The sequence below is a fragment of the Henriciella litoralis genome (genome assembly GCF_002088935.1).
Taxonomy (GTDB): Bacteria; Pseudomonadota; Alphaproteobacteria; order Caulobacterales; family Hyphomonadaceae; genus Henriciella; species Henriciella litoralis.
The window spans coordinates 187,825-213,135 of sequence record NZ_NCSS01000004.1 but is presented as its reverse complement, the minus strand read 5'-3'; the positions used below and the strand labels follow the sequence as shown (position 1 = coordinate 213,135).

Below are 25,311 nucleotides of genomic sequence, written 5' to 3'. Positions count from 1 at the left end.
TTTCCCGTTCTGGAGATTACTCCGGCGTTGTTTCGCCGGGCGCTTCTTCTGAAGCATCGCCGTCGGCTGGTGTTTCTTCTGGCGCCGTGTCTGCGTCCGTATCTTCGACGGGGGCAGCGGCTGGCGTTTCTTCGCCAAGCGCTTCATTCAGCACGGCCTGCATGCCGGCCCACTGGCGCCAGTCATAGCCTTCAAGCTTCTCGCCATCCATGAAGACGGTCGGCGTTGCATTAACGCCAGCTTCGTCGCCTGCAGAGACCGACGCAGCAATTGCCCGGCGGATGTCTGCATTCTGGAGACAGGCATCGAATTCAGCCGGGTCAGTAATGCCGTGATTGGCGGCGACCTGCTGGAGCGCCTGTTTCACTTGTCCGCCCTGGCGCGCGAGGCTCAGAATGGCGGTCTGGCGTGAGAACAGCTCGTCGAGGACGTCGTAGTATTTGTCTTCGCCTGCGCAGCGAGCCACCGCAAAACCGGCCACGGAAATCTCAGCCGGAGCGGTCGGAAACTCGCGGAAGATGAACTTCACCTTTCCGGTTTCGACATATTCGGACTTCAGCTTGCCGACGACTTCATTCTGGAACTGAAGGCAGGCCGGGCAGGTCCATGAGGCGTATTCGACCAGCGTCACGGGCGCATCATCGGCGCCGAGCGTCATCTCTTTAAGGGCCGCTTCGGATGAAGATCCGTCGCTTTTCTCATTGTCGCCTGCAGCGCCGCAAGCGGCCATTGCGAGGAAAGAGACGGCCAAAACTGCCGTGCGACGTGAAATTACTCTCATGTTCATAACCTTTTCTTAAGAGATTGAGTCGCGAAACTTGCCAAGTTGTTAACCTTTATCCCCCGGCGGACTCGTCCTGACTGCTCGTTAGCACAGCCTCGCCCAGTGCCAAAAGCGCGGCGCGCAGACTGTTATCCTCAATTTTTGCGATAGATGCCTGCAGGCTCTCAAGTTCGTCGCGGCTCAGCGGGCGGCTGGACTTGTGAGGCTTCAGGGTTGGCGCGCGGGCCAGTGGGCCCTGAATGATCCGGATTTCGCGAACATCGCCGCCCAATGAGACCGAGACACGCTGACGGATTAGCTCTGACTGGTGCTGCACCATTGTCGAGGCCGCCGGAATACAGCGCACGGTCAGCACGCGGCCTTTGCCTTTGCCGCTGGCGCCGATCTTGTCCGGCTCACAGATGCGGGCGAGGGCTTCACCGACAATATCGGCCCACTGGATTTTCAGACGCCCGATGGCGGGGCCTTTCTCGGGCAGCTTCTTCCGCGCCAGTTGTGTCGCAGCCGTGCCCAGCGTTTTCGGCAGGGCACGCACAGGCTTGGCGCGCGCATGGCGCAGCTTCACGCGGGCGCGTGCTTCTTCCAGCGGATCGAGGCTTGACCTTGTGACCATGAAACCGATTGTGCACCCCATGAGTGCGCGAGAAAAGACCGCCAGTGTGGAATCACACCAATTTGATGGCCTGCCGGGCGCACTGCTCGACTGGTATGCGCGTCATGCCCGTGAGCTGCCATGGCGGATTGGACCGGGCAAGCGCGCAGACGGCGTCACGCCTGACCCATACCGCGTATGGCTCGCCGAGATCATGCTGCAGCAGACCACCGTGCCGCATGCGACGCGCTATTTTCATGACTTCACGCGCCGCTGGCCGAGCGTCGATGACCTTGCCGCCGCTGAAGACGCTGATGTCATGGCGGCCTGGGCGGGGCTTGGTTATTATGCCCGCGCCCGCAATCTGCTGAAATGCGCGCGGCAGGTGTCCGAGGCGGGCGGATGGCCGAAGACTGAGGCCGGGCTGCGCGAATTGCCGGGGATCGGACCCTATACGGCAGGGGCTGTCGCGGCGCTTGCTTTTGGTGAACGCACGCCCGCCGTCGACGGCAATGTCGACCGGGTTTTCGCCCGGCTGCTGGCGACCCAGGGTGACTGGAAGGCAGAGAAGGTCAGGATTGCGGCGCTCGTACGTGAGCTGGTGCCTGCCGATCGGCCCGGCGAATTTGCCGAGGCGCTGATGGACCTTGGCGCAACCATCTGCACGCCAAAGCGGCCGAACTGTTTGATCTGTCCGCTTGCAAACTGGTGTGCAGCGCGAGCTGAGGGCGAGCCGGACCGATATCCAATAAAGCCCGCCAAAAAGGCAAAGCCGGTTCGGCGCGGAGAGGTCTACGTCATCTTCAAAGACGGACACGTGCTGACGGAGCGGCGCCCGGATAAGGGCTTGCTGGGCGGTATGCTTGGCTTGCCGACGTCAAGCTGGGTTGAAGAGGGCGAGCCCGCCTCGGCGGACTGGCTGCCGGACGAGGCTGAACAGATCGGTGACGTGCGCCACGTCTTCACGCATTTCGAGCTGCGCCTGTCGGTATTTTCATCGGCAGAAGGCTTGCCCGTACATAAGGGCGACTGGACGCCGGTCGAAAAAGCGGCAGATGGATTGCCAAGCGTCTTTCGAAAGGCCTTGAAGCTCGCGCTCTAGGCTTCTGATGCTTTGCGGTATTCTTCGTCACGTTCCGCGCCGATCTTGTCGCGAACGGCATCAACCGGATAGCCGAACTGTTCGAGGGCGCGTCCAGCGATTTGCAGACCAGCCTCAATCGCATCCGGTATGACGAAGGTCGCCCCGGCCTGGCTGAGCGTGCGGCCATGTTCGACGTCACGGGCGCGGGCATAGATCGGCACGTTCGGACGAATGGCGCGAATAGCCCGCACCATCTGCTCTGCGCTCACCGGATCATCCACGGTGACGACGAAGAGCGAAGCGGTCGCGGCGCCAGCTGCCTCGAGGATTTCCTGGCGGGCTGCATCGCCGAGCGAGACCTGCCAGCCTTCCTTGCGGCCCTTCTGGACCGAAAAGAAGCTACGCTCGAGGATGACGATGTCGGCGCGCTCTTCTTCCAGAATGCGCGCAATGGTGTGCCCAACCCGGCCAAAGCCGGCGATGATCACATGGCCCTCTCGGTCTGAGTAGTCGGACACGGGCAACGTCTCCGAATCTGGCTGCTTCATCTTTCTGGAGAGGCTGAGGCCGAGCTTCGAGGTGAGCGGGATAAGCAGCATGGAAAGACCGGCAATCGCCGTGACCGGCGTTGCGATTTCAGAGCCGAAGATGCCCGCTGTTGTGGCCGCGGCCATGACCACAAAGGCAAATTCGCCCGCAGGCGCCAGCAGGAAGGATGTCTCGGTCGCGAGCGCAGGTGGGCCTGCAAAAAGGCGGCAGGCCAGCCAGGACACAATGACTTTGAGAATGAGCAGGCCAGCAAGACCGCCAAAGACGATCGGTGCGAGCTCGACGACCTTGATGAGGTCGATGCTCATCCCGACGGTCATGAAGAAGATGCCGAGCAGAAGCCCTTTGAACGGATCAAGATCGACTTCGGCCTGATGGCGAAATTCTGTCTCGCCCAGGACGAGGCCCGCCAGGAAGGCGCCAAGGGCCACTGACAGCCCAGCGACGGATGTCATCACGGCCGCGCCGATGACAACAAAGAGCGTCAGCGCCATGAGGAAGTCGCGCCCGCCCGTGCGGGCTGCGAGGCGGAAGACATATTGCAGGACGAAACGGCCGACACCGACAATAAGGACAACGGCGATTAGGCCTTCAACCAGCGCGCGGACCACACTGCTTGCAATATCAGCATCGTTTTCCGGGGAGAGGAAGCTGACAAAAATGAGGATCGGCGCGACCAGAATATCCTGAAACAGCAGCACACCCAGCGCCGTTCGCCCGGCAGGGCCTGCGGCGCGGTGTTCGCTGGTCAGGACAGGCATGACGATGGCGGTTGAGGACAGAGCGAGCGCGAGGCCGATAACGGCGGCCGCCTGGGCTGGAACGTCCAGAAACCATAGCGCGAAGCCGATCAGGACCGCGCTCAGGATCGCCTGCATCGCGCCGGCGCCGAACACGATGCGCTTCATCTGCCAGAGGTTTCGGAAGGAGAGTTCCAGACCGAGCAGAAATAGCAGGAAGAGGATGCCGAGCTCTGCAAAGGGGGCGGCGGCTTCCGGCTCGGAAACGGTGATGAACTGCAGCGGCGCCCAGAGATGTTCGAAAGTGCCCAGACCGTGCGGGCCAAGCACGATCCCGGCGATCAGGAACCCCGCGACGATGGGCAGTTTCAGGGCGCGAAATGCCGGGACGATGACGCCCGCGGCAAACAGGAACACAAGCATGTCTTTGAGAAAGATGGCCTGCGTTTCGCTGCCTTCGTGTCCCATAGGTGCCCTGTCTCCTTCAACTGCGGCCCGATAAGCCGTTGTTTCAGGGCACCATAGGCCGCCCGCGCGCAGGCGTCAGCTGCGACATAGCTTTACGCGGCGAAAACATGTGACTGCTCGACGGGCGATCAGTTCAGATTGTTTTCCTGACGGTATCTGCGGCGCAGAAGGTCAATCGGCGCAAGATCGCCCTTGGGCGACTCGTAGTGCCAGAACGTCCAGCCATTGCAGGCCGGGGCCTTCATGACATGCGCGCCAAGACGGTGGATCGAGCCGGACGCGTCGCCTGAGGCAAGGCTGCCATCGACGCGGATACGGGCATGGTGGCGTTTCTTCGGTGACCAGAGACGGTCACCGGGTTTCAGCCAGCCATTCTCGACCAGCGCACCAAACGGGACGCGGGGCAGAGCGCGGGCGCTCTTTTGTGTTTCCAGCGCGTCGCCATTCAGCGGCGTGATGGCTTTGAGGCGGGCGCGCGACAGGCGGACATAGGCTGGGTCCTGCTCAATGCCGACATAGTCGCGGCCAAGCATCTTGGCGGCGGCCGCCGTCGTGCCGGTGCCGGAGAACGGGTCGAGCACAACGTCGCCGGGATTGGATGTCGCCAGCAGGACGCGTTTCAGCAGCGCTTCCGGCTTTTGTGTTGGGTGGGCTTTCTTGCCGGTGACGGTGTCTTTCAGACGCTCACCGCCCGTGCAGAGCGGGATCGTCCAGTCAGAACGCATCTGCTTGTCTTCATTGAAGGCTTTCAGCGCATCATAATTGAAGGTGACGCGGGACTTTTCGGTCTTGCCGGCCCAGATCAGCGTTTCGTGCGCGTTCTGGAAACGGGTGCCCTTGAAGTTCGGCATCGGGTTTGATTTCAGCCAGATCACATCATTCTGGATCCAGAAGCCGGAATCCTGAAGGATCGTGCCAACACGGAAGATGTTGTGATACGAGCCGATCACCCAGATCGCGCCGTCATCCTTCAGGACGCGGCGGCATTCAGTCATCCACTGATGGGTGAAGAGGTCATACGCATCGAAGCTGTCAAACTGGTCCCAGGCATCGTCGACGCCGTCGACATGTGACTGGTCAGGCCGGGTGAGGCCATTGCCGAGCTGCAGGTTGTAGGGCGGGTCAGCAAAGACCAGGTCCACAGACTTGTCCGGCAGGCGCGACAGCACATCAATGCATTCGCCTTCAATGATCGTGTTGCGGATCAGATCCATTCTCTACAGCCTCTCAAAGCGATTCGGTTTTGAGTGCGCATCCCGCCGGAATTTGGTTTCCGCTTCGTTACACCCAGGCGTCCTGGCAGCAGTTGATTGGCGCTGAACATTGTTTCGATAGCGTAACAAATATTCGCAGGGCTGTGGACAAGTCTGTGGATAAATTTTCGGGGGGGCGGGAAAACGCAGGCTATATATCCAGCCGCATCTGCCCGTCCGGGCCTTCGGGAGGGCGGAAAAGATCTGTTCGCAGGCGTGGGCGCGGTTCATCGAGGCCAAGACGCCGGGTGGCGTTTCGGAAGCGCCGGGAAATCAGGGTTGCATGCGGCCCTCGGCCCCGGCCACGCTCAAACCAGTTGGCATCATAGTCCTGCCCGCCGCGCATTTCCCGCAACAGATTGATGACCTTCGCCGCGCGGTCCGGATAATGCTCGGCCAGCCATTCATGGACGATATCCTTCAATTCATAGGGCAGGCGCAGGATGACATATCCAGCGCTGGACGCGCCATTTTCGACCGCCGACTCCAGCAAGGCCTCCAGCTCTGGCTCATTCAGGGCTGGAATGATCGGCGCGGTCATGGCGATCACCGGGATGCCCGCGTCCGACAGCGCCTTGATTGTCTGCATCCGCCGGTGAGGGGCAGCGGCCCTCGGTTCAAGACGCCGGGAGAGGCGTGGATCCAGCGTTGTGATCGACACGCCAACGCGGGCGAGGCCCTTGGCGGCCATCGGGGCCAGCAGGTCGATGTCGCGCTGGATCAGCGCGGACTTTGTTAGCAGCGTCACCGGATGATTGTGGTCTGAGAGAATTTTGAGGAATGCGCGCGTCAGTTCCAGCCGCCGCTCGACCGGCTGATAGGCGTCGGTATTCATGCCAAGCGCGATCGGTTTGGGGACATAGGAGGGGCGCGACAGTTCCCGCAGGAGCAGCTCTGGCCCGTCAGGCTTGTAGAAAAGCCGGCTTTCGAAATCGAGACCGGCAGACAATCCATGAAACGCGTGGCTCGGCCGCGCAAAACAATAGACGCAGCCGTGCTCGCAGCCGCGATAGGGATTGATTGTTCGATCAAAGGAAATGTCGGGCGAGCGGTTATAAGTGATGATCGTCCGCGCGGCCTCACGCGTTAGCGTGGTCTCAATGCGAGGCGCCATGGTCTCAACCGTGCCCCAGCCATCATAAAAGGCTTCCTTGGTATGGCGTTCAAAGCGGCCTGCCTGGTTCGAGATCGCGCCGCGGCCGCGCTGCTCATTACGCTCACTGGCGCCTGCCACATCAATCAGTGTGACCCGGCCTTTTGGAGGAAGTTTCTGCGTCAATCTCATGCTCGGAGAAAAGCATGAGAAATAGAACAAAACAAGAACACAAAGCGCAAACCTTGTGGATGACGGGCAAACGCCTGATCGGACTCAGGCTTTTATCGTGTCGAAATTTTCCAGCAGATTACGAAAATGCGGTGACAGCGAGGATGGCAGGTAGAGGGACACATCATCGGTGACCCGAATGCCTTCAGGCGGCGTTGATGTCGACGACTTTACCGTCTGAAGCAGCATCGGATTGTCTTCAAATTCGCGCGTGACAGATTTTTCCCGCATGATGACCACAATATTTCGATGGCGTTTGTCCTTGCAGATTTTCGCCATCATGGCCTCAACATTTTCTTGAGGGCCTTCCAGCAGCTGCAGGAAATTGCTGCCATTAAACAGCATGATACCGGTCACTTTGGCGGCCCGGTTATTCTCAATGGCGGATTCCAGAATTTTCTGGAGTGAATTGGAAGAGATGTCGCCGTGAGCAGTGCTCACATAAGCAATTCGATACATAAGGCAGCTTTCAGTGTCTGCCCCGACTAGGGACGAATACAACTATTGCGTCGATAACCTAGATCAACGCAACTGCTCAAGACCTTTGTCTGCTTTGTCTCTTGTACATTTCCCAGTCACGGCTGGTGTCGATATCGATCAGATTGGGCAGCAGGGAGACACGGGCATGTGGTGGCAGATTTGACCAGACATCTTGCATCGCGTGCGGGCTGGACCATCGCACATCTTTGAAGACTGACGCGTCGCGCAGCCGGTGACTGATGCCGAACAGCCAGAAGCCGCCATCGCGGGCAGGGCCGAAAACGGCGCCGTCATGTCGAAGGGCGCGGGCGGCCTCATGAATATGCGCTGTGTTGATGTCCGGCGTGTCGGTGCCGATGAAGATGACCGGTCCGGTCGGGGCCGCCTGCATGCCGCGCGTCAGCCTGTCGCCAAGGTCGCCATTGCCCTGGACCATCCGGGGGATAGAAGACGGCCAGAGCCCCCCCAGCGTCTGGTGCAGATCCCCGCGAGGGGTCACCATCAGGATCGACCGCCAGGCTGGATCATGCGCGACGCGCATCGTCCGCCCCAGAATAAAGCGTGCAATCCGGCGCGCTTCAACGCGCCCGACATCATCGGCAAGCCGGGTCTTGGACAAGCCGATGCGGGGCGTCTTGGCGAATATGAGAAGTGTGGGTCTGGACATGTCGCCCACCAATTTCGGGCTCAGGCGCCAAACTTCAACAGAATGTCGGACACCGTTTCAAGATTCTGATTCAACGACGCTTTCTGGTCACAGTCCGATCCGTATGCAGAGGATCGAGGCAAGGAGCGCTGATGCGGGGCTAGCGGTACTGGCGGGCGAGCTTGTCCGGGCTCGCGCCCATCAGATAGCGCGTGATCAGCCAGGCATTGTGCCAGCTGCGCTTGCGCCAGCCATCGCGTTCATATTTTGCAGCGGATGTGCGCGCTTCGGCCGACAGGATCGTCAGGCGCTTGCGGCCGATGGCCTGCACGATGCGGACATCCTCCATCAGCGGCACGGCGTCGTAGCCGCCAATCTCATCGTAGAGGGCGCGGGAGATCAGCAGGCCCTGATCGCCATAGGGCAGGGCAAGCCAGCGGGCGCGGCGGTTCGCGCGGGCAGCAACTCGCTTCGCCATCGGATGGTCCGAGCGATAGGCGAGCGTGAAGACCGCCGCCTTCGAGGGCGCGTTGCGGATATGGTCGATCACGCGTTCGGCCCAGTCGCGGGAAAGGACGGTGTCGGCATGCAGGAAGAACAGCCAGTCGCCGCGTGCCTGGTTTGCGCCTTCGATCAGCTGCGCGGCCCGGCCCTTGTCAGCGGATATAAAACGCGCGCCCGCGGCCTCGGCCATGTCAGCGGTCGCGTCCGTTGATCCGCCATCGACAATCAGCGCCTCGCGCACCAGCCCGGCTTCGAGCCCCGGCATCACGCTTTCGAGGCAGACCGGCAAACTGGCAGCCGCATTCAGCGTCGGAATAATGAGAGAAATGGGCGCGGGCATAGACAAGCCTTTTGGCAACAAACCGGCGCGGCGTCGAGATCAGGTCAGACATGCGGAACGGCAGGCCCGGTAAGCGCGTTAAAGAAGGCATACGACAAGAAGGAACAAGACACACATGTCCACGATCTATCAGACCCTGAAACAAGACCATGACCGCCACCGCAAACTGCTGTCGACCATCGCTGACACAAGCGGCGACAGCAAAGAGCGCCGCACGGCCTGGGACACGTTCTATCACGATGTGAGCGCGCATGCCGCCGCCGAGGAAGAGACGTTCTACTCAAAACTCATCGCGACCGAAGACGGTCAGCCTGAAGGGCGTCACTCTGTTGCCGAGCACAAAGAGCTCGACGACATGATGGAAGAACTCAACGAAACCGATTTTTCCTCACCGGCCTGGCTGACCAAGTTCAAGGACCTCAAGCACCGCTATGAGCATCATATGGAAGAGGAAGAAGAAGACGTCTTCCCGGCCGCGAAAAAAACTGTCGGCAAAGATGGGAACGAAAAAATAGGTGCTGCGTTTGAAAAACGTAAGGCAGCTGAAATCGACCTTGTTGAAGAGAAGGCCGAGGAGAAGCTGGAAGAGTAAAGTGGACACCCAAGGAAGCTGGACTGCACATCCGGCGGACGTCCATCATAAGAGGTAAGAGCGATGCCCCCTCACGCTCTTATCTCTCAAAAAGCCCCGGAGCGCCTTCTCCCTCCCCCTCCCTTGGCGCTTCGGGGTTTTTCTATGCGCGCTTCAATCAGACCAAATGTCTTTGCACTTACGAATTGCATCAGTGAGCTTTGCTGCTCGCGAATTGGCAATTGGCGAAGGGCATAATCCAATAACATCTCGCTCAACCGCCAGAATATAGGCGACAAGCTCTTCAGAGGTTTGCCCGCGCCTGAGCCGGCCAGCGATTTGGATTAGATATTGATCATACTCGTCGGCAAAGCTTTTTTCCTTCCAATCTTCGTTGGGCTCCAGAAGATTAATCGGGTCCCAGATCAACCATCCAAAACTCCTAAGTTTTTGAAGATTGAAACTAACACTCATAGGCTAACGAGGCCCTCAAGCTTGTCCTGAATCTGCAACAAATCCCGCCAGGCGCGGCTCTTTTCTTCCGGGCGGCGCAGGAGGAAGGCCGGGTGGAAGATCGGGAAGAGGGGGGCTGAATAGCCGCCTGGTGTTTCCAGGCGGTGTTCTGTCCCGCGCAGCTTCATAATGCCGATCGGGGACTGGAGTAGCGACTTTGCCGAGACGCCGCCTGCCGCGATGATGAGTTTTGGCTGGCCAAGCTCAATCATCCGGTCAACGAAAGGCCGGCACATCTCCAGTTCTTCGTCATTGGGATTGCGGTTTCCCGGCGGGCGCCAGTAATTCACATTCGTGATGAAGGCGTTTTCGGTCCGCGACAGGCCAATGGCGGCCAGCATCCTGTCCAGCAATTGCCCCGCGCGGCCGACAAAAGGCAGGCCCTTCTTGTCTTCTTCTGCGCCCGGGCCTTCGCCGATCACCATGACAGGGGCGCCTTGGACGCCGTCAAAGCATGCGGTGTTGCGCGCGGCTTCTTTCAGGATGCAGCCGTCAAAGCCTTCAATGGCGGCTTTCAGCTCATCGAGTGTTGAGGCGGCAGTGGCGAGCGTGCGGGCCTCATCCACCCAGTCCTGATGCGTTTTCTGGGTCTTCAGGGGACGCAGCTTCTTGACGTTTTCGGGCGCTGCTTCCGGGCTCGGGCGCGACTCAGCCGCCTTCATCAGGCTGCGGATTTCGGCCTCATCAGCCTCCACGCCCATGTCTGCCCACCAGTCGCGGAGGGCATTTAGTGCCTGCGATTGTGCAGTTTGAGACATCGAGACCCTTTGGAAATATTGCAAATCGACTGTAGACCGGCGAAGGAACATGTATAGAGCGGGCTATCTAAGACGGCCATAGCTGGGAGACAAAGCGTATGAGTGAAGCGGTCGAACGCGAATCAATGGAATTCGATCTTGTGATCGTTGGGGGTGGACCTGCAGGTCTAGCCGCAGCGATCCGCGCCAAACAGATTGCCAACGAAGCCGGCGACGAGCTGGAAGTCGTGGTGCTGGAAAAAGGCGGCGAGATCGGCGCACACATCCTTTCGGGTGTCGTGGTTGATCCGGTTGGCCTCGATGCACTGGTCCCAGAATGGCGCTCCCGCGATGATGCGCCGCTGAAGACCGAAGTGACCGGCGACAAGTTCATCTGGCTCGGCCCTAAAGGCTCGATGGATATCTCCTGGCTGCCAATGCCGGGCTATATGAAGAACCATGGCAATTATACCGGCTCGCTCGCCAATGTGACGCGCTGGCTGGGCCAGGAAGCTGAAAATCTCGGCGTGCAGGTCTTTCCGGGCTTTGCGGCTTCTGAGATCGTTTATGGCGAAGCTGGCGAAGTCAAAGGCGTCGTTGCTGGCGTCATGGGCATTGCGGCCGATGGCACGCACAAGGGCGACTATGAGCCCGGCATGGAGCTGCTCGGCAAATACGTCCTCTTCGCTGAAGGCGCCCGTGGCTCGCTCTCCAAACAGCTGATCCATCATTTTGATCTCTCTGAAGGCAAGGAGCCGCAGAAATACGGCATCGGCCTGAAAGAGCTCTGGTCTGTGCCGGAAGAGAATTTCAAGGAAGGCTATGTCCAGCACACGCTTGGCTGGCCGCTTGATGACAAAACCGGTGGCGGCAGCTTCCTCTATCACTTCCGCGATGGCGGAGAGCCGTTCGTTTCGCTCGGCTTCGTGGTTCACCTGAACTACAAGAACCCATACCTCTCGCCGTATCAGGAGCTTCAGCGCTGGAAGCACCATCCGGACATTCTGAAATTCATCGAAGGCGGCAAGCGCGTTGGCTATGGCGCACGTGCGATCGTTGAAGGCGGCTACCAGTCGCTTCCGAAGCTGACCTTCCCGGGCGGCGCGCTGATCGGTTGTTCAGCCGGTTTCGTCAACGTCCCGCGCATCAAGGGCAGCCACAATGCGATCCTGACCGGCATGATGGGGGCAGAAGCCGCCGTTGCCGCGATCAAGGAAGGCCGCCAGGGCGATGAATTGACGGCCTATCAGGACGCCTATGAGGACTCCTCGGTCCGCAAGGAACTGTTCGCGGTGCGCAATGTGAAGCCACTTCTGTCGAAGCTCGGCACCACGCTTGGCACGCTGATGGGCGGCGTCGAGATGTGGACGACGAAACTGCTCGGCGGTTTCTCCTTCTTCGGCACGATGGGCCATTCCAAAACGGATGCTGCCTCGCTGGAGCCTGCGGCCAAGCACAAGCCGATCGATTATCCGAAACCGGACGGCAAGATCAGCTTCGACAAGCTGACCAATGTGTCCTTCACCAACACCAACCATGCCGAGGACCAGCCGGTTCACCTTATCGTCAAGGATATCGAGCTGCAGAAGCGGTCCGAGCATGACGTCTTTGCAGGCCCGTCGGCACGTTACTGCCCGGCCGGTGTGTATGAGTGGGTCGAGGAAGAAGGCAAGGAGCCGCGCTTCCAGATCAACTCGCAGAACTGCATTCACTGCAAGACCTGTGACATCAAGGACCCGAACCAGAACATCAACTGGACCACACCTGAGGGTGGCGGCGGTCCGGCCTATCCGAACATGTAGGCACAGTGTCGGTGGAGCAGGATGTGCAGAGTTTCGAGTTCAAGCCCGCGCTGCTGCGGGGGCGTAACAACTGGACCCTGGACAGCGGAATGCTGACCCGCAACGGTCAGCTTTTATGCAGCCTCTCCTCTATCGATTCTGCGCGCTTCGGCGAGATGCGCTCGCAACGTGCCTATAGCGCGTGGCTCGACCTGCATGCGGGCGAAAAACGCCATCGCATTGCCTGCAACATCGCACGGGGCGACAAGAATAATGTCGCCTTCATGCATCTGGCAGGCGCGATTCTGGGGGAGTTGTCCCTTCTCAAGCCCGATCTGCAAGTTCAGATGGGCGCTGGCGCAGGCGTGAAGTGGGCGATGTTCATCATCGGCTTCGTGTCCCTGATTTTCGGGGTGATGATGCTGGCGGCGGCACCGCTTGGCTTTGTCGACAATGACCGGATGCTGACCGCTTATCTGACAGGCGGCACGGCGCTTCTGTTTGGTGGTTGGCTGTGCTGGCAGTTCCGGTTCTGGAAAGGGCCGGACACGATGCCCGCTGCGTCCGCCCGCCTACACGTTCTGAGCCTCGCGCCGAGCGAGAAACCAGCCGGGCAGTAGCGCGGCTGTCATCAGCCAGAACAATAGGAAGGGCAGCGCGCCGCCACCGACTGCGCCAATCGCGGCGGCTACGGCGCACGCGGCTGACAGCCCCCACCACATCACAGCGACATCGAGATGCGCCCAGCTGGACTTCAGCAGCGCCTGATAGGCATGGTCACGGTGCGCGTTGAACAGGCTTTGCTTGCGCCGGGTCCGGTCGATAAGCGTCAGTATGATATCGACGAGGAAGGGCAGGGCCAGCGTCGCCACGGTCCAGACCGGCAAGCCTGAGATAAGGGCCAGCGTCGCGAACAGGCCGCTGACGCCGAACGCGCCTGCGTCCCCCGCGTATAGCTTTCCGGCAAGGTTGTGCACGAGAAAGCCGCCAATCGCGCCAATGACCGCAATCAGCCCCGGTGGCGGTGTCCCGTGACCCGTCAGGGCGAGACTGGCTGCAAGCCCGGCGAACATGATGGCAAGGCATCCCATGGAGAGCCCATTGCTGCCATCCATGAAGTTGGCCGCATTCGTAAACACCAGCAGCCAGAGCGCTGACCCGGCAAGCAACAGGGGCAGCGCTGTGACGTCCCCGAACGGCGTCGTCAGGACAGGCGCGGCCACGCCGAGAAGCGGCGAGGCGATGCATACGACCAGCAAGAGAGCGAGCTTCAGCTTGGCGGGCATGTCGAAGACATCGTCGCCAGCCCCGATGAGGGTGAAACAGGCTGCCGCGCCAAGCGCAACAAAGACAGCCGGCACGGCGCCCGGCAGGAAGTCCCCCGTCAGCCAGTCAGGGCGGATGGTGTGCACGATAGCGACCACCACAATGACAATGGCAAGCGCTGCCATGATGCCGATACCGCCCAGCCGAGGCACGGGCGCGGCCTGTAGTTTGCGCTCGCCATCCGGGGCGTCCACCACGCCGATCCGCATGGTGATGGCGCAGGTGAGCCAGGAAAGGCCAAACGCGGCGACAAACACCAGGATCAGGACAATCAGAGGGGCCATGCGCGTCTCAAATACCCTTCAATAGCGTCGGCGCAATCCACCAATGGGGAAAACTATTGGAAAGGGCGTCGGCGGCCGCTTTGAGGTCAGCGCGGGTCTTGAACAAGCCAAAACAGGACGCGCCAGAGCCGGACATGCGCGCAAGGCCGCAGCCGGGCAGAGACGAGATGGTTTCAAGCACGCCCTCAATCTCCGGGATGAGGCCTGTGGCAGGCGACTGAAGGTCATTTCGGGTCATGCCTGCGAGCCAGTCGATCATCGGCGGTGGCGTTTCGAAGGTTGGCATCTCAACCAGCTCAAGCGGTGCGCCGGTATTCTCCCGGTCAAAAGCCTGGAAGACTGGCCCGGTGGGGCAGGGCAGGCGTGGATTGACCAGCAGGGTTGGTAGATCCGGCAGGGACGGCGGCAGATCAAGACGTTGGCCTTCGCCGCGCATCAACCGCGCACGCGAGACGAACGCTGATGGCACGTCTCCGCCCAAGGTCGACGCGATGGAGAGCGCCACCGGGTCGGTGAGCAGTCCAAGCTTCGCCAGATGCCTGAGCATCGCGCCGGCGTCCGCTGAGCCGCCCCCGAGACCGCCAGCAACGGGAATGTTCTTGTAAAGCGCGATGGCAAGGGGCGGCACCCGAAACCCACGCGCCTGGCAGGCTGAAACGGCCTGCAGGACGAGGTTCTCAGGCGAGGCGAGCTCTGGCCCTGCAAAAGGGCCGTCGAGCGTTAGGCTCATCTCGTCACATTTGCGGGCCTCAACCCGGTCAGAGGCTTCAGGCCCGGCGAACATCACCAGCGAGTCCAGATCATGACGGCCGTTTTCCTTGACCGGTCCAACGTGCAGAAAGAGGTTCACTTTTGCCGGCGCGAGCATCAGGGCGCCTTCGGTGTCGCAGCGGTTGGGCCGGTTAGGAATTTGCTCTGGATGTCTGCAATATCCCTGTCGTCGTCCAGCAGCGTAATCGCGCGCTCCCACTGGAACCGAGCTTCGGTCCGGCGTCCGACCATCCAGTAAGCGTCGCCAAGATGATCGATGACTTCCGCAAGGCCCGGCTCAAGCTCGGCGGCGCGTTCGAGATAGACGATGGCCTTGTCATAGTTGCCCAGCTTGTAATGCGCCCAGCCCAGACTGTCTGTAATGGCGCCGCTCTCGGGGCGCAGCGTCAGGGCCTTTCGGATAAGGTCCAGCCCCTGTTCAAGCTCAACGCCGCGATCCACCCAGCTATAGCCAAGATAGTTGAGGACGTCTGGTGACGCCGGGTTTAGCTCGCGGGCGCGCAGAAGATCCTGCTCTGCTTGCGGCCAGCGGCCGAGGCGTTCCTGCAGCGTGGCGCGGGCAAAATAGAGGCGCCAGTCATGTTCATTGCTGGCTTCGTCCTCGGCGATGACTTCGCTGAAGACTGAAAGCGCCTCATCGTTCTTGTCGAGCGAGCGCAGAAGGTCTGCCATCTGGATTTTGAGGTCCCGGTCCGGATTGCCGGCAAGCGTGCGATGCGCGAGGTCCAGCGCGTCCTGATCGCGGCCTGCCCGATGGAATGCCCAGGCCAGCTGTCCAGTAGCTGTCGTGTAAAAGGGAGACGTGTCTGGGATCGACTGGAGCATGGCGATGGCGGCGTCGGTCCGGCCGCTGGCGTCGAGTGAGTCGGCCCATAAGGCGCGAGCGGCCTGCAGGTCAGGGTCCAGACGGAGCGCGATGGAATAATAGACGCCCGGCAAGTCACTGTTCGATTTCGCCGCAAGCGCCGCAGCGGGCACGTAGACTGACAGTGCGGCGCCCTGGCGCGCGTTCAGGCGGATGATTTCGGGCGTCTCGCCGGCCCGAATTTCTTCGGCAAGGGTGCGAATGAGCGGGTTGTGCCCGGTGTCCGTCAGATAGGTGTCCAGCACATCGAGCGCCTTGCCGGTTTCGCCCTGTTGGGCGAGCAGCCGGGCATAGCTATCGGCAGCCGTTGCGATCAGTGTGCCATTGGCATCCAGCCGGGCGTAGGTTTCCAGCGCGGCCTCATCAGCCTTGCCGGCAACCTCCATCAGGCCGAGCAGGTTCAGCACAATCTCGTTGAGATAAGCATCGCCGCCGGCCCCCTCCATGAGGGTGATTTCGGCCGTCTCATGATCGCCTTCGGCAAAGAGCGACCAGGCTTTTAGAGAGGACAGGATGAGGCCGTTGAAGAGGCCCGAATCAGCCCCATCTACGATTTCAGGTACGTCCCCGAAATTGCCGCGCGCCATGGCGTCTGCGGCAAGCGAGACACGCGGCAGGCTTGTTTCATCGATGATGGCGGCGCTTGTGCGTGAAGAGATCGTCAGCGCGAGCGGAAAGTCATTCGCCAATAGCGCAGAGAACACGGCACGCTCGGCGAGCGACTGGTCTTCAGGGCGGGACCTGGCGACGAGCGCGTATTTCCTGGCGGCCTCGTCCGGATCATTGATGAGGGAGGCATAGCGCGCGATCAGAAACTGGCTGTAATCTTCAGCGGCGGCGTTGATCCGCGCCTCTTGTCTTGCCGCTTCGACGCGCTGTTCAAATGACCTGCCATTGGGGTCAAGGCTCACGCATCCGGCCAGCAGACTGGCGGCCATGGCTAATGTCGAGACCTGACGCAAACTCCGCATGGCGTTGGGGGCACTTTCCTGACGACCCGTCCGCGCCGCCGAGCTTGCCGGCTGGCGCGTCACTCTACCTGTTTCCCTGATCCCAATTCATGAGGCATTGCAGACAAATTGCAATCCTGCGCACTGGGATTGGCGCTAGATATCGCGTCGGGTTATCTCGCCATCATCGCCAAGCGAGGTTTCCGGAAGCTTCTGTTTTTCAGGCGGCGGACCGGAAAGGCCGTTCTCCAGCTTGTCTTTTAGATCGGCGCGTTTTTCTTCCGTCGGATAGTCATCAAGGGCAGCCTGCCAGGCCGCCATGGCATCTTCCTTGCGGCCGAGATGCCAGTAGATATCGCCGAGATGGTCCTCGATTTCCCAATGCGTGTTCGGGGCGATCTCCTTGCGGGCGAGTTCGATGTAGCGGCGGGCGCCATCGAGATCGCCCAGCTTGTAGCGGACCCAGCCATAGCTGTCGGCGATGTAGGGGTCTGTCGGGGCGAGCGCATTGGCACGGGTCAGGACGCGGTAGGCCTCTGTCAGCCGGTCTGTGTGTTCAACAAGGAAATAACCAAGCGTATTCAGCATGTACGGGTCGTTCGGACGCCCCAGCGCTTCGGTCCGGATGAGGCGAAGCGCTTCATCGACTTCGTCGGCCTCTGCCAACGCGTTGGCGAGCGCCATGCGCCGGTCATGCGTGTCGTCGAGCTGACGGGCCGCGCGGGCATGGATCAGCGCTTCATCGGCCTGTCCGAACTGGGCATAGATCGCTGAGCTTGAAGAATGGGCCGCAGCCTTTTCGGCATCCGTTTCGGCGAGATCAGGGGTCCGCTCGGCAAGATCAGTGGCCTGTTGCTGATCATCCAGCAGGGCGTAGATCAGCATCGCATTGGAAGACGTGGCGAGCTTTTCATCCTCGTCCGCCAGTTCAATCGCGTTGGCAATCTCGTCGCGGGCCTTATCGAGGTCCCCCAGGCGAACATAGGATTGGGCAAGCGCGAGCTTCAGGCTGGCTGTCTGCTCTGGCGCCACTTCTGCCACATGAACCGCCGCGTCATAGAGCGTCTCGTCATAAAGGTCAGACACGATGGAGAGGCGCAGATCTTCATTCGACGGATCGATCAGCAGGGCCAGCTGATCGAAGGCTGATTTGGTGTCGTCAAAGCCTTCGGCGCGTTCGCCAGAGAAGGCGGACCGGATCATCCGCTGATAGGCGAGAGCAAGCGAATAGTCGGCAAGCGAGCGGGAAAAGGCTTCGCGCGCATCCATCGGCTCTTCGTCAAGGCCGCGGCCGGTTTCGATCTGGTTGAGGGCGGCGGCAAAAGACGCGGCCTGTTCAGGCTCTGCAGCTGCGAGGCGTGTGTAGAGTGTCTTGGCCTCTTCCACGCGGCCAAGTCGGCGCAGCAGCAAGGCCTGTCGTGCAACGACCAGCTTTACATGACCATAGACCAGCGATTGCGGGTCGAAATCGTGTTCGGGCGCGGTGATTTCGGTGGGCGTGATCGCGGTGTAGACGGCGAGGGCTTCTTCTTCGCGTCCAGCAACTTCGAGCAGGGCGGCCAGCGACAGCTCACCTGTCAGGCCGGGCAGGCGGGTGCCAACGCTGCGATGGGCATCAACGGCTTCGTCAAACCGTCCATCGAGGGCCAGATACCAGGCTTCCAGAAACCCGCCGACAATTGTCATGTCATCGCTATCCAGCGTGGTTTCAACCGTCTCAAGCGCGCGGTCGATATCGCCGGCGGCTGCAGCGTCGATCGACGAGATGGCCGACGCAAACGGGCTTTCATCACCGCCGCGCATGGCGGTGGATTTCATGGCGGCGACAAATGCGGCCATGTCGCCGGCTTTCACCGCATCGACGGGCGATTCGTAGGCGAGCAGGCCGACAGGTTTGCCATTCTCATTGAGCACAGCGGTCGCCATTGCGGCGGGCGAGACATCATATTCGCCTTCAAACGCTGATAGCGCGCCTTCGACTTTCTGACTGCGGTCAGCTTCGGACATCTCATTGGCGGGCGCCTGCTGATTCGCGCACGCTGACACGGCGACAAAGGCGAGCGCGAATGCGGACGTCAGATGCTGTTTCATTGAGGGTCCTTCCAAAGGTTTCGCAAACTCTGACGGGGCGGTCAGACCGTGTCCAGAGCAAAGCAGTTCACAATACAGATGTGGCGACACTCTGTCGGAACCCAGTGCCGCACTGTGAAAATCTGCAACAGCTTTGATTAAGACCTAGTTTGCGCGCTTCACGCAAAAATCGGCAAGCTCAGAGAGCGCCGTGCGCCAGCCACTTTCCGGCAGGCTTTTAAGGGCAGACTTGGCAAGCCCGGCATAGGCCTCAGCCTCTGCGATGGTCGCTTCGGCGGCCCCGGTGGTCCGGATCAGATGGATGGCGCGGGCAAGATCGCTCTCTTCCTGACGCGAGGTATCGAGGGCGCGCGCCCAGAAAGCATGGTCTTCAGTGCGGCCACGGCGGCGCGCAATAATGACCGGCAGCGTGATCTTGCCTTCGCGAAAATCATCCCCGACGACTTTGCCGATCACCGAAGTGGTGCCGCCATAGTCGAGCACATCATCGACGATCTGGAAGGCGAGGCCGAGATTCTTGCCGTAGGCGGCGAGAGCATCTGCATGTTCTTCACTACCGCCGGAGAGGGCGCCAGCGCGGCTTGCGGCCTCGAACAGGGCCGCGGTCTTGGCTTCGATGATGGCGAGATAGTCTTCTGTCGGCAGGTCCAGCTTGCCCTGTGCGGCCAATTGGCGAACCTCACCTTCGGCAATCACAGAAGACGCGTTCGACAGAATCCCGAGAATATCGAGCGAGCCGGTTTCCACCATCAGGGTGAAAGCGCGCGCGAACAGAAAGTCACCCACAAGGATCGAGGCTGAGTTGCCCCAGACCGATTTGGCCGCAGGCTTGCCGCGCCGAAGGTCACTCTCGTCCACGACATCGTCATGTAGCAGCGTGGCGGTATGGATGAACTCAACCGCTGCGGCGAGGGAATGGGTCGCCGGGTTCGCGCCGCCCACTGCATGGGCCGCTGCGAGCGTGATCATCGGACGAAGACGTTTTCCCCCCGCAGACACGATATAGTCAGAGAGGTCAGGGATTACGTCGACCGGGCTGGCCGCGCGGGCCTTCAGCAGGCGTTCGACGCTGGCAAGGTCATCTTCGAGCATCGATGAAAGCTGATCGATAATGCCATTCAGGTCAGCGGAGTCGCGGGCGGCAGCGGGTGTAGTCACGAAAGATTTCCTGTTCCGGTCCAGATGACTAGGTCATATGGATAACAATGTGTCCGCGGTCCAGCGCTGCGGTACAGAGCCGCATTTGGAGAGTGGACTGCATGGAAGAAGTGTTTCGAACCAACGACCTCGTCAAGCTGAGCTATATCAGACACCTGCTTTCCGAAGCAGGAATCGAAATTTTTGTGCTTGATGAGCACACAGCGCACATAGATGGGCGCGGCCCATTGGTGCCGATCCGTGTCGTGGTTCATGAGAATGATGCAGACCGGGCGAGTGCGGTTTTGAACGAACTGGATCAGGATGGTTGAGGCAATCACCACAGCTGACGCCTTTCTTGGCGGCGTGGTCACGGTGTTCCAGCCGCGCAAAGGGTTTCGCGCCGGGACAGACAGCGTTCTGTTGTCTGCTGCGCTCGACCCGGCGCAGACCGGAGAGGCTGCCGAGTTTGGATGCGGGGCAGGCGGCGCGCTGCTCCCGGCGGCCTGGCGACTGAAAGATACGCGCTTCACGGGGTTTGAACATGACCCGGACATGCTGGACCTGGCGCGGCGCGGCGTTGCCGAAAACGGGTTTGGCGCCCGCGTCGAGATTTCGCGGCAAGATGTCAGTTCGATCCCGCGGGACTGGGAAAACCGGTATGATCTCGTTTTCTCCAATCCGCCCTTCTTCCGCGAAGGCTCCATCAAGACGCCCGGCGCGTCCAAGCACAATGCGTATATGGAAACCGTCCCGCTGAAGGACTGGGTCGGCAATATGCTTCACGTGTTGAAGCCAAAGGGCCGCTTCATGATGATCCATCGCGCGTCGGAGCTCGCGCGTATCCTCGCCCTGATCGAACGCCGCTCGGGCCAGATTGAGGTCATGCCGGTGCGCTCCTTCCCCGGCGATGACGCCAAGCGGGTGATCGTGCGGGCCAGAAAGGGGCTGCGCTCCGGCTCGATGCGCCTGCTGTCAGGCATCGACATCTACACCAGTAAGGGCGGCCAACGCACGCGCCTCATGGAAGAGATCGCGCGGAACGGGACGGGGCTGGATTGGGGTTGAGCTGAGACTGGCTGGCAGTTTGATGGCCGCGTGCTTCTTGCAGTCGGCGGCGCACAGGGCTAGCAGGAAGGCCCAAGAGACAAGCTTACGATTCAGGCCACGCGCATGCCCGCACCTATTGCCCGAGAAAAACCGTCCTCCTTTCAGGAGGTGATCCTGCGGCTTCAGGCCTATTGGGCCGCGCAAGGCTGCGCGATCCTGCAGCCCTATGACATGGAAGTTGGCGCGGGCACGCTGCATCCGGCGACGGTGCTGCGCGCGCTTGGGCCAAAAGACTGGCGCGCGGCCTATGTGCAGCCATCGCGCCGCCCGGCGGATGGCCGCTATGGCGAGAACCCGAACCGGCTCGGCCACTATTATCAGTATCAGGTCATTCTGAAGCCGAACCCGGCTGACCTGCAGGACCTCTATCTGAACTCGCTCTACGAAATCGGCATCGACCCGATGGTGCACGATATCCGCTTTGTCGAGGATGACTGGGAAAACCCGACGGTTGGCGCCTGGGGCCTTGGCTGGGAAGTCTGGTGCGACGGGATGGAAGTCAGCCAGTACACTTATTTCCAGCAGGTCGGCGGGCTGGATGTGTTCCCGGTCTCCGGTGAGCTGACCTACGGTCTCGAACGTCTCGCCATGTATGTGTTCGGCGTCGACAATGTCTACGACCTGCCATTCAACGACCCGGCCTCTGAGACGCCGCTCTCCTATGGGGATGTGTTCCTGCAGAATGAGCGCGAACAATCGGCCTTCAATTTTGAGCTGGCCGATGTCGAGATGCTGCAGACCTGGTTTGCTGGCTGCGAGAAGCAGTCAAAAATCCTGCGCGATGCGGGCAAACCGCTTCCCGCCTATGACTATGCGCTGAAAGCCAGCCACGTCTTCAACCTGATCGATGCGCGCGGCGCGATTTCGCCGACAGAGCGTCAGGCCTTTATTGGCCGGGTGCGGGATCTGGCGCGCGGGGCCGCTGAACTTTGGGCAAAGCAGGAAGAGGAGCGTGCGGCATGAAAACCATGACGGGTGTTGCACTCGCGCTTCTGATGCTGGCGGCCTGCGGCAATGAACGCGCTGAAATGAACGGCGAACCTGCGATGGATCCGCAGGACCTGCCTGTGATCGGGACGGACCTTGTCGCGCCCATGGACAATGCGTTTTGCGCTTTCGTTCCAGTGGATGCAGAAAACGATGACACCGGCCCTTATGTGCTGGTCACGACTGTCGGCGACAATGCCTATCACGGCTATGTCTCGCTGGACGGCGAGGCCGTGAAGCTGACCGAGGTTGAGGCCGGCTTTGGCGCAGGCATGGAAACGCGCCGCTTTGTCGATGAAGATGAGAGCCTTGAGCTGGAGGCGATCCTGCTCGATGGCGGGGATGTTGATGATCGCGCGGTCTATACCGGCTCAATCCGGGTGATCTATCCGGCAGAAGGCGAGGCCGTGAAGTTCAAGGGCGGTTGCCGCCTGTCGGGAGGCTAGAATGAGCAGACTTTTTGCAACCCTGGCGCTGGCGCCCGTCCTGATGATTGCGGCCTGTGGTAATGCCTCCGACGCGAGTGACAGCACGCCCCCGGCTGGGAAAGCTGAGGCCAAGGCCGAGTACAAGAAGCACGTTGAAGACGATGAGCCTTCAGCGCCTGAAATGGCTGAAACCAATCCGCAGGCGCTGAAAATCGGCACCATGCATCAGCCTGATTCAGACGCCTACTGCACGCTGATGCGGGAGAGCCACACTTTCAATTTCGATGATCCTGATACCTGGCGGTTTGTGTTCACCACCTCGATGGAGGGCGACCCTCAACCGGCGCAGGTCAAGATCAATGACGATATCCTTGAATTCACGCGTGAAAGCCGCACCAAGTCTGAAAACGGCAATGAGACCTGGCGGTATCGCTCAGCTGATCGCGGCATTGTCATCGAGCTGAACCTCAAACCGACCGAGAGCGGTCCGGAATATACCAATTACTCCGGCAATATCGCTATCGTAGAACCAACCGAAACTGAACGCATGGGCATCAAGGGCAGCTGCGGCGTCTAGGCCGCATTGTCCCTTATCCAACAGCAAGGCACGCAGCTTTTCATGGCAGACCTTCTTCTCGAACTCTTCTCAGAGGAAATCCCGGCCCGCATGCAGGCGAAGGCCGAAGCGGACCTGCGCGACGCACTGGTCAAAGGACTGGAAGAGGCAGGCGTTACGTTTGCCAATGTAACGGCCCTGTCCGGCCCACGCCGCCTGACGGTGGCGATTGATGATCTGCCGGAAAAATCCGCCGATGTCAGCGAAGAGCGCAAAGGCCCGAAAGTGGGCGCGCCGGACAAGGCGGTCGAAGGCTTTCTGCGGGGCGCGGGGCTGTCCTCCATAGATGAGGCCGAAGTGCGCAGCGATCCGAAGAAGGGTGATTTCTACGTTGCCGTTCGGGAGATCCCCGGTCGCCCGCTGGAAGAGATCATAGCCGAGCTGGTACCTGCCATCATTCGCGGCTTTCATTGGCCGAAATCGATGCGCTGGGGCCGCGGAGAGCTGCGCTGGGTGCGCCCGCTGCAGCGCATTGTCTGCGTGTTCAATGGCAAGACGGTCGATTTTGACGTCGATGGCCTGAAATCGGGCAATGAGACGGAAGGCCACCGCATCATGGGGCGTGGGCCGTTCACGGTCGCCTCGCTCGATGAGTATCGCACCAAGCTGGAAGGCGAGGGCTTTGTCGCGCTGTCGCGCGAGGACCGCCGCCTGCTGATCGATGAGCAGGCGCATAAGGTCTGCGCAGCCGCCGGTCTTGAACTGGTTGAGGATCAGGGGCTGCTCGATGAAGTGACCGGCCTTGCCGAATGGCCTGTGGTAATCCTCGGCGAGATGGACCCTGACTTCCTGACCCTGCCGGGCGAAGTCATCCAGCTTTCCATGCGCACCCACCAGAAATATTTCGCCGTGCGCGACCCGAAGACCGGTGAACTCGCGCCGAACTTTGTCGTTGTGGCGAATGTCGAAGCGAAAGATGGCGGCAAGGCCATCGCGGCCGGCAACCGTAAGGTGCTCTCGGCCCGGCTCGATGATGCCCGCTTCTTCTGGGACAATGACCGCAATACCCCGCTTGAGAAGATGGCCGAGAAGCTGTCGACCATCGATTTCAAGAAAGAGTTGGGTTCGATTGCTGACAAGGTGGAGCGGGTTGCCGCGCTGGCGCGCGAGCTTGCCCCGAAAGTTGGCGCAGACCCGGACATGGCCGAACGCGCTGCGCGTCTCGCCAAAGCCGATCTCGTCTCGGGCATGGTCGGCGAATTCCCTGAGCTACAGGGCGTGATGGGCGGCTATTATGCGCGCGAGCAGGGCGAAGACGCCGCCATCGCGACCGCCATTGCCGAACACTACAAACCGCAAGGCCCATCAGATGCCGTGCCAACTGAACCCGTGGCGATTGCCGTCGCGCTGGCCGACAAGCTCGACACGCTGGTCGGCTTCTGGGCGATTGATGAGAAACCAACCGGATCCAAAGACCCGTTCGCGCTGCGGCGTGCCGCGCTAGGCGTCGTGCGGATCATTCTGGAGAATGAGGTTCGGTTTCGGCTTGGAGCATCGATCAGAGATTTTATAATCTCGGACATTGATCGAATGCCTGATGAAGAGTTCAACAACCTTACCGTAGAAACAGCACAAAGTTCGCTGGTCATTCAAACGCTTCGACGGGTCAAATTTTTGTACTACCGCGCGGGCGGTGATAATGGGGCTGAGGGAGTTGATTTCCGGCGAAGCGCCTCTGGCCTCTCTGAAGTTCAAAGCCGCTTCTACGACCGCATGTCCCCTTTGTTAATGCTCAAAGCCATGGGGCAAGACTTGGCAGAAGGCCGCCCTGAAGTTTTCAAAAGTTCTGGAGATCAACAAACTATACGAAGAGAGCGTGAATTTTTGCTTGAATGGGGCGTAGAGGAACCAACAGTAGACCTCCTCGCCTTCTTCGCTGATCGCCTCAAACAAGTCCTCCGCGATCAGGGCGCGCGCTTTGATCTTATCGATGCGGTCTTTGCGCTGGGCGAGGACGATCTTGTCCTGATCGTCAAACGGGTTGAGGCACTGGGCGCCTTCCTTGAAACCGAAGACGGCGCGAACCTTCTGGCGGGCTACAAGCGCGCGGCGAACATTCTGAAAGCCGAAGAGAAGAAGGATGGCGCGCCGGTAAGCGGCGAGATTGATCCATCCCTGTTCGAGCAGGATGAGGAAGGCGCGCTGCATGCCGCGATCGAGACCGCCGTTGCAGAGGCCGATGCGGCGCTGGCGGAAGAGGATTTCGAAAAAGCAATGCGCGCACTGGCGGGTCTTCGCCTGCCGGTCGACAATTTCTTTGAAAATGTCATCGTGAACGCCGAAAACCCAAAATTGAGGCAAAACCGCCTCTTGATTCTGAATTCTATCCGTGACGCTTTGCATCGCGTCGCAGATTTTTCAAAACTGTCGGCATAAATTA

At 60.4% G+C, this 25,311-nt stretch carries 25 protein-coding genes; 10 read left to right on the top strand and 15 right to left on the bottom strand.

The annotated features are described in order from the left end of the window. Window positions 1–16: 16 nt before the first annotated feature. A complete protein-coding gene (locus tag B8783_RS01035; RefSeq protein WP_169711669.1) occupies window positions 17–781 on the bottom strand; it encodes a DsbA family protein in 765 nt (254 codons plus the stop codon). A gap of 55 nt (window positions 782–836) precedes the next feature. After that, window positions 837–1,397, bottom strand: a complete 561-nt coding sequence (locus B8783_RS01030; protein WP_169711668.1) for a DUF721 domain-containing protein — start codon at window positions 1,395–1,397, stop codon at window positions 837–839. Window positions 1,398–1,416: 19 nt separating this feature from the next. On the opposite strand from B8783_RS01030, the gene B8783_RS01025 reads away from it, so the two are divergent. Further along, window positions 1,417–2,478 (top strand): A/G-specific adenine glycosylase, encoded by a 1,062-nt coding sequence (locus tag B8783_RS01025; RefSeq protein WP_084417920.1) that lies wholly within the window; start codon window positions 1,417–1,419, stop codon window positions 2,476–2,478. Here B8783_RS01025 and B8783_RS01020 read toward each other — a convergent pair. The 6 genes from B8783_RS01020 to B8783_RS00995 all read right to left on the bottom strand — a co-directional run bounded on the left by B8783_RS01020 (window position 2,475) and on the right by B8783_RS00995 (window position 8,764). Next, on the bottom strand, window positions 2,475–4,217 hold the full coding sequence (locus tag B8783_RS01020; RefSeq protein WP_084417919.1) for a cation:proton antiporter domain-containing protein: 1,743 nt from the start codon (window positions 4,215–4,217) through the stop codon (window positions 2,475–2,477). The genes B8783_RS01025 and B8783_RS01020 overlap by 4 nt on opposite strands. Before the next feature lie 128 nt (window positions 4,218–4,345). After that, window positions 4,346–5,431, bottom strand: a complete 1,086-nt coding sequence (locus B8783_RS01015) for a site-specific DNA-methyltransferase (protein ID WP_084417918.1) — start codon at window positions 5,429–5,431, stop codon at window positions 4,346–4,348. Window positions 5,432–5,621: 190 nt separating this feature from the next. Beyond that, a complete protein-coding gene (locus B8783_RS01010; RefSeq protein WP_084417917.1) occupies window positions 5,622–6,755 on the bottom strand; it encodes a PA0069 family radical SAM protein in 1,134 nt (377 codons plus the stop codon). A gap of 84 nt (window positions 6,756–6,839) precedes the next feature. Continuing rightward, window positions 6,840–7,253 carry a BLUF domain-containing protein gene (locus B8783_RS01005; RefSeq protein WP_084417916.1) on the bottom strand — a complete coding sequence of 138 codons (414 nt, stop codon included), beginning with the start codon at window positions 7,251–7,253 and terminating at the stop codon, window positions 6,840–6,842. A 76-nt stretch (window positions 7,254–7,329) separates the two neighbouring features. After that, window positions 7,330–7,941: a TIGR04282 family arsenosugar biosynthesis glycosyltransferase gene (locus tag B8783_RS01000; protein WP_084417915.1), complete on the bottom strand. Its 612-nt coding sequence runs from the start codon at window positions 7,939–7,941 to the stop codon at window positions 7,330–7,332. Window positions 7,942–8,080: 139 nt separating this feature from the next. Next, window positions 8,081–8,764, bottom strand: a complete 684-nt coding sequence (locus B8783_RS00995; RefSeq protein ID WP_084417914.1) for a TIGR04283 family arsenosugar biosynthesis glycosyltransferase — start codon at window positions 8,762–8,764, stop codon at window positions 8,081–8,083. 115 nt (window positions 8,765–8,879) lie between these two features. Here B8783_RS00995 and B8783_RS00990 point away from each other — a divergent pair, with 115 nt between their 5' ends. Continuing rightward, a complete protein-coding gene (locus B8783_RS00990; protein ID WP_084417913.1) occupies window positions 8,880–9,356 on the top strand; it encodes a hemerythrin domain-containing protein in 477 nt (158 codons plus the stop codon). Between the two features lie 153 nt (window positions 9,357–9,509). On the opposite strand, the gene B8783_RS00985 is transcribed toward B8783_RS00990, so the two are convergent. Both B8783_RS00985 and B8783_RS00980 read right to left on the bottom strand, forming a co-directional pair. Continuing rightward, window positions 9,510–9,809, bottom strand: a complete 300-nt coding sequence (locus B8783_RS00985) for a hypothetical protein (RefSeq protein ID WP_139792187.1) — start codon at window positions 9,807–9,809, stop codon at window positions 9,510–9,512. Continuing rightward, window positions 9,806–10,606 (bottom strand): uracil-DNA glycosylase, encoded by an 801-nt coding sequence (locus B8783_RS00980; protein WP_084417911.1) that lies wholly within the window; start codon window positions 10,604–10,606, stop codon window positions 9,806–9,808. The genes B8783_RS00985 and B8783_RS00980 overlap by 4 nt, the downstream gene beginning before the upstream one ends. 98 nt (window positions 10,607–10,704) lie before the next feature. On the opposite strand from B8783_RS00980, the gene B8783_RS00975 reads away from it, so the two are divergent. After that, window positions 10,705–12,387, top strand: a complete 1,683-nt coding sequence (locus tag B8783_RS00975; RefSeq protein WP_084417910.1) for an electron transfer flavoprotein-ubiquinone oxidoreductase — start codon at window positions 10,705–10,707, stop codon at window positions 12,385–12,387. Window positions 12,388–12,410: 23 nt separating this feature from the next. Then, window positions 12,411–12,986: a hypothetical protein gene (locus B8783_RS00970; RefSeq protein WP_139792186.1), complete on the top strand. Its 576-nt coding sequence runs from the start codon at window positions 12,411–12,413 to the stop codon at window positions 12,984–12,986. On the opposite strand, the gene B8783_RS00965 is transcribed toward B8783_RS00970, so the two are convergent. The 5 genes from B8783_RS00965 to B8783_RS00945 all read right to left on the bottom strand — a co-directional run bounded on the left by B8783_RS00965 (window position 12,939) and on the right by B8783_RS00945 (window position 19,745). Continuing rightward, window positions 12,939–13,976, bottom strand: coding sequence for a glycosyltransferase family 4 protein (locus B8783_RS00965; protein WP_084417908.1), 1,038 nt, complete (start codon window positions 13,974–13,976; stop codon window positions 12,939–12,941). The two genes, B8783_RS00970 and B8783_RS00965, sit on opposite strands and share 48 nt — an antisense overlap. Before the next feature lie 7 nt (window positions 13,977–13,983). Continuing rightward, on the bottom strand, window positions 13,984–14,844 hold the full coding sequence (locus B8783_RS00960) for a 4-(cytidine 5'-diphospho)-2-C-methyl-D-erythritol kinase (RefSeq protein WP_084417907.1): 861 nt from the start codon (window positions 14,842–14,844) through the stop codon (window positions 13,984–13,986). Beyond that, the gene (locus tag B8783_RS00955; RefSeq protein ID WP_139792185.1) at window positions 14,844–16,646 is read right to left on the bottom strand and encodes a tetratricopeptide repeat protein; all 1,803 of its coding nucleotides are present in this window, start codon (window positions 16,644–16,646) and stop codon (window positions 14,844–14,846) included. The genes B8783_RS00960 and B8783_RS00955 overlap by 1 nt, the downstream gene beginning before the upstream one ends. A 72-nt stretch (window positions 16,647–16,718) precedes the next feature. Beyond that, window positions 16,719–18,653, bottom strand: a complete 1,935-nt coding sequence (locus tag B8783_RS00950; protein WP_084417905.1) for a tetratricopeptide repeat protein — start codon at window positions 18,651–18,653, stop codon at window positions 16,719–16,721. A gap of 144 nt (window positions 18,654–18,797) precedes the next feature. After that, a complete protein-coding gene (locus tag B8783_RS00945) occupies window positions 18,798–19,745 on the bottom strand; it encodes a polyprenyl synthetase family protein (RefSeq protein WP_169711686.1) in 948 nt (315 codons plus the stop codon). Between the two features lie 167 nt (window positions 19,746–19,912). Here B8783_RS00945 and B8783_RS00940 point away from each other — a divergent pair, with 167 nt between their 5' ends. The 6 genes from B8783_RS00940 (at window position 19,913) to glyS (ending at window position 25,307) form a co-directional block, all read left to right on the top strand. Continuing rightward, the gene (locus tag B8783_RS00940; RefSeq protein WP_084417903.1) at window positions 19,913–20,122 is read left to right on the top strand and encodes a putative signal transducing protein; all 210 of its coding nucleotides are present in this window, start codon (window positions 19,913–19,915) and stop codon (window positions 20,120–20,122) included. Beyond that, window positions 20,115–20,858: a tRNA1(Val) (adenine(37)-N6)-methyltransferase gene (locus B8783_RS00935; protein WP_084417902.1), complete on the top strand. Its 744-nt coding sequence runs from the start codon at window positions 20,115–20,117 to the stop codon at window positions 20,856–20,858. The genes B8783_RS00940 and B8783_RS00935 overlap by 8 nt, the downstream gene beginning before the upstream one ends. Before the next feature lie 105 nt (window positions 20,859–20,963). Beyond that, a complete protein-coding gene (locus B8783_RS00930) occupies window positions 20,964–21,863 on the top strand; it encodes a glycine--tRNA ligase subunit alpha (RefSeq protein WP_139792184.1) in 900 nt (299 codons plus the stop codon). Then, complete coding sequence (locus B8783_RS00925) at window positions 21,860–22,333, top strand: hypothetical protein (protein WP_084417901.1); 474 nt, start codon at window positions 21,860–21,862, stop codon at window positions 22,331–22,333. The genes B8783_RS00930 and B8783_RS00925 overlap by 4 nt, the downstream gene beginning before the upstream one ends. A 1-nt stretch (window position 22,334) precedes the next feature. Continuing rightward, complete coding sequence (locus B8783_RS00920) at window positions 22,335–22,892, top strand: hypothetical protein (RefSeq protein WP_084417900.1); 558 nt, start codon at window positions 22,335–22,337, stop codon at window positions 22,890–22,892. A 42-nt stretch (window positions 22,893–22,934) separates the two neighbouring features. After that, the gene (glyS, locus tag B8783_RS00915) at window positions 22,935–25,307 is read left to right on the top strand and encodes a glycine--tRNA ligase subunit beta (RefSeq protein WP_084417899.1); all 2,373 of its coding nucleotides are present in this window, start codon (window positions 22,935–22,937) and stop codon (window positions 25,305–25,307) included. Window positions 25,308–25,311 lie beyond the last annotated feature (4 nt).

Excerpts from the sequence above, each read along its gene's own strand:
- B8783_RS01015 (WP_084417918.1), bottom strand. The coding sequence starts at position 5,431 with ATGGATCTGATCCGCAACACGATCATTGAAGGCGAATGCATTGATGTG.
- B8783_RS01005 (WP_084417916.1), bottom strand. The coding sequence starts at position 7,253 with ATGTATCGAATTGCTTATGTGAGCACTGCTCACGGCGACATCTCTTCC.
- B8783_RS00930 (WP_139792184.1), top strand. The coding sequence starts at position 20,964 with ATGCCCGCACCTATTGCCCGAGAAAAACCGTCCTCCTTTCAGGAGGTG.
- B8783_RS00965 (WP_084417908.1), bottom strand. The coding sequence starts at position 13,976 with ATGGCCCCTCTGATTGTCCTGATCCTGGTGTTTGTCGCCGCGTTTGGC.
- B8783_RS00960 (WP_084417907.1), bottom strand. The coding sequence starts at position 14,844 with ATGCTCGCGCCGGCAAAAGTGAACCTCTTTCTGCACGTTGGACCGGTC.
- B8783_RS01035 (WP_169711669.1), bottom strand. The coding sequence starts at position 781 with ATGAGAGTAATTTCACGTCGCACGGCAGTTTTGGCCGTCTCTTTCCTC.
- B8783_RS00925 (WP_084417901.1), top strand. The coding sequence starts at position 21,860 with ATGAAAACCATGACGGGTGTTGCACTCGCGCTTCTGATGCTGGCGGCC.
- B8783_RS00975 (WP_084417910.1), top strand. The coding sequence starts at position 10,705 with ATGAGTGAAGCGGTCGAACGCGAATCAATGGAATTCGATCTTGTGATC.
- B8783_RS00940 (WP_084417903.1), top strand. The coding sequence starts at position 19,913 with ATGGAAGAAGTGTTTCGAACCAACGACCTCGTCAAGCTGAGCTATATC.
- B8783_RS00920 (WP_084417900.1), top strand. The coding sequence starts at position 22,335 with ATGAGCAGACTTTTTGCAACCCTGGCGCTGGCGCCCGTCCTGATGATT.
- B8783_RS00995 (WP_084417914.1), bottom strand. The coding sequence starts at position 8,764 with ATGCCCGCGCCCATTTCTCTCATTATTCCGACGCTGAATGCGGCTGCC.
- B8783_RS00935 (WP_084417902.1), top strand. The coding sequence starts at position 20,115 with ATGGTTGAGGCAATCACCACAGCTGACGCCTTTCTTGGCGGCGTGGTC.
- B8783_RS01025 (WP_084417920.1), top strand. The coding sequence starts at position 1,417 with ATGAGTGCGCGAGAAAAGACCGCCAGTGTGGAATCACACCAATTTGAT.
- B8783_RS00945 (WP_169711686.1), bottom strand. The coding sequence starts at position 19,745 with ATGCTCGAAGATGACCTTGCCAGCGTCGAACGCCTGCTGAAGGCCCGC.
- B8783_RS00980 (WP_084417911.1), bottom strand. The coding sequence starts at position 10,606 with ATGTCTCAAACTGCACAATCGCAGGCACTAAATGCCCTCCGCGACTGG.
- B8783_RS00950 (WP_084417905.1), bottom strand. The coding sequence starts at position 18,653 with ATGAAACAGCATCTGACGTCCGCATTCGCGCTCGCCTTTGTCGCCGTG.
- B8783_RS01000 (WP_084417915.1), bottom strand. The coding sequence starts at position 7,941 with ATGTCCAGACCCACACTTCTCATATTCGCCAAGACGCCCCGCATCGGC.
- B8783_RS01030 (WP_169711668.1), bottom strand. The coding sequence starts at position 1,397 with ATGGTCACAAGGTCAAGCCTCGATCCGCTGGAAGAAGCACGCGCCCGC.
- B8783_RS00985 (WP_139792187.1), bottom strand. The coding sequence starts at position 9,809 with ATGAGTGTTAGTTTCAATCTTCAAAAACTTAGGAGTTTTGGATGGTTG.
- glyS (WP_084417899.1), top strand. The coding sequence starts at position 22,935 with ATGGCAGACCTTCTTCTCGAACTCTTCTCAGAGGAAATCCCGGCCCGC.
- B8783_RS00990 (WP_084417913.1), top strand. The coding sequence starts at position 8,880 with ATGTCCACGATCTATCAGACCCTGAAACAAGACCATGACCGCCACCGC.
- B8783_RS01020 (WP_084417919.1), bottom strand. The coding sequence starts at position 4,217 with ATGGGACACGAAGGCAGCGAAACGCAGGCCATCTTTCTCAAAGACATG.
- B8783_RS01010 (WP_084417917.1), bottom strand. The coding sequence starts at position 6,755 with ATGAGATTGACGCAGAAACTTCCTCCAAAAGGCCGGGTCACACTGATT.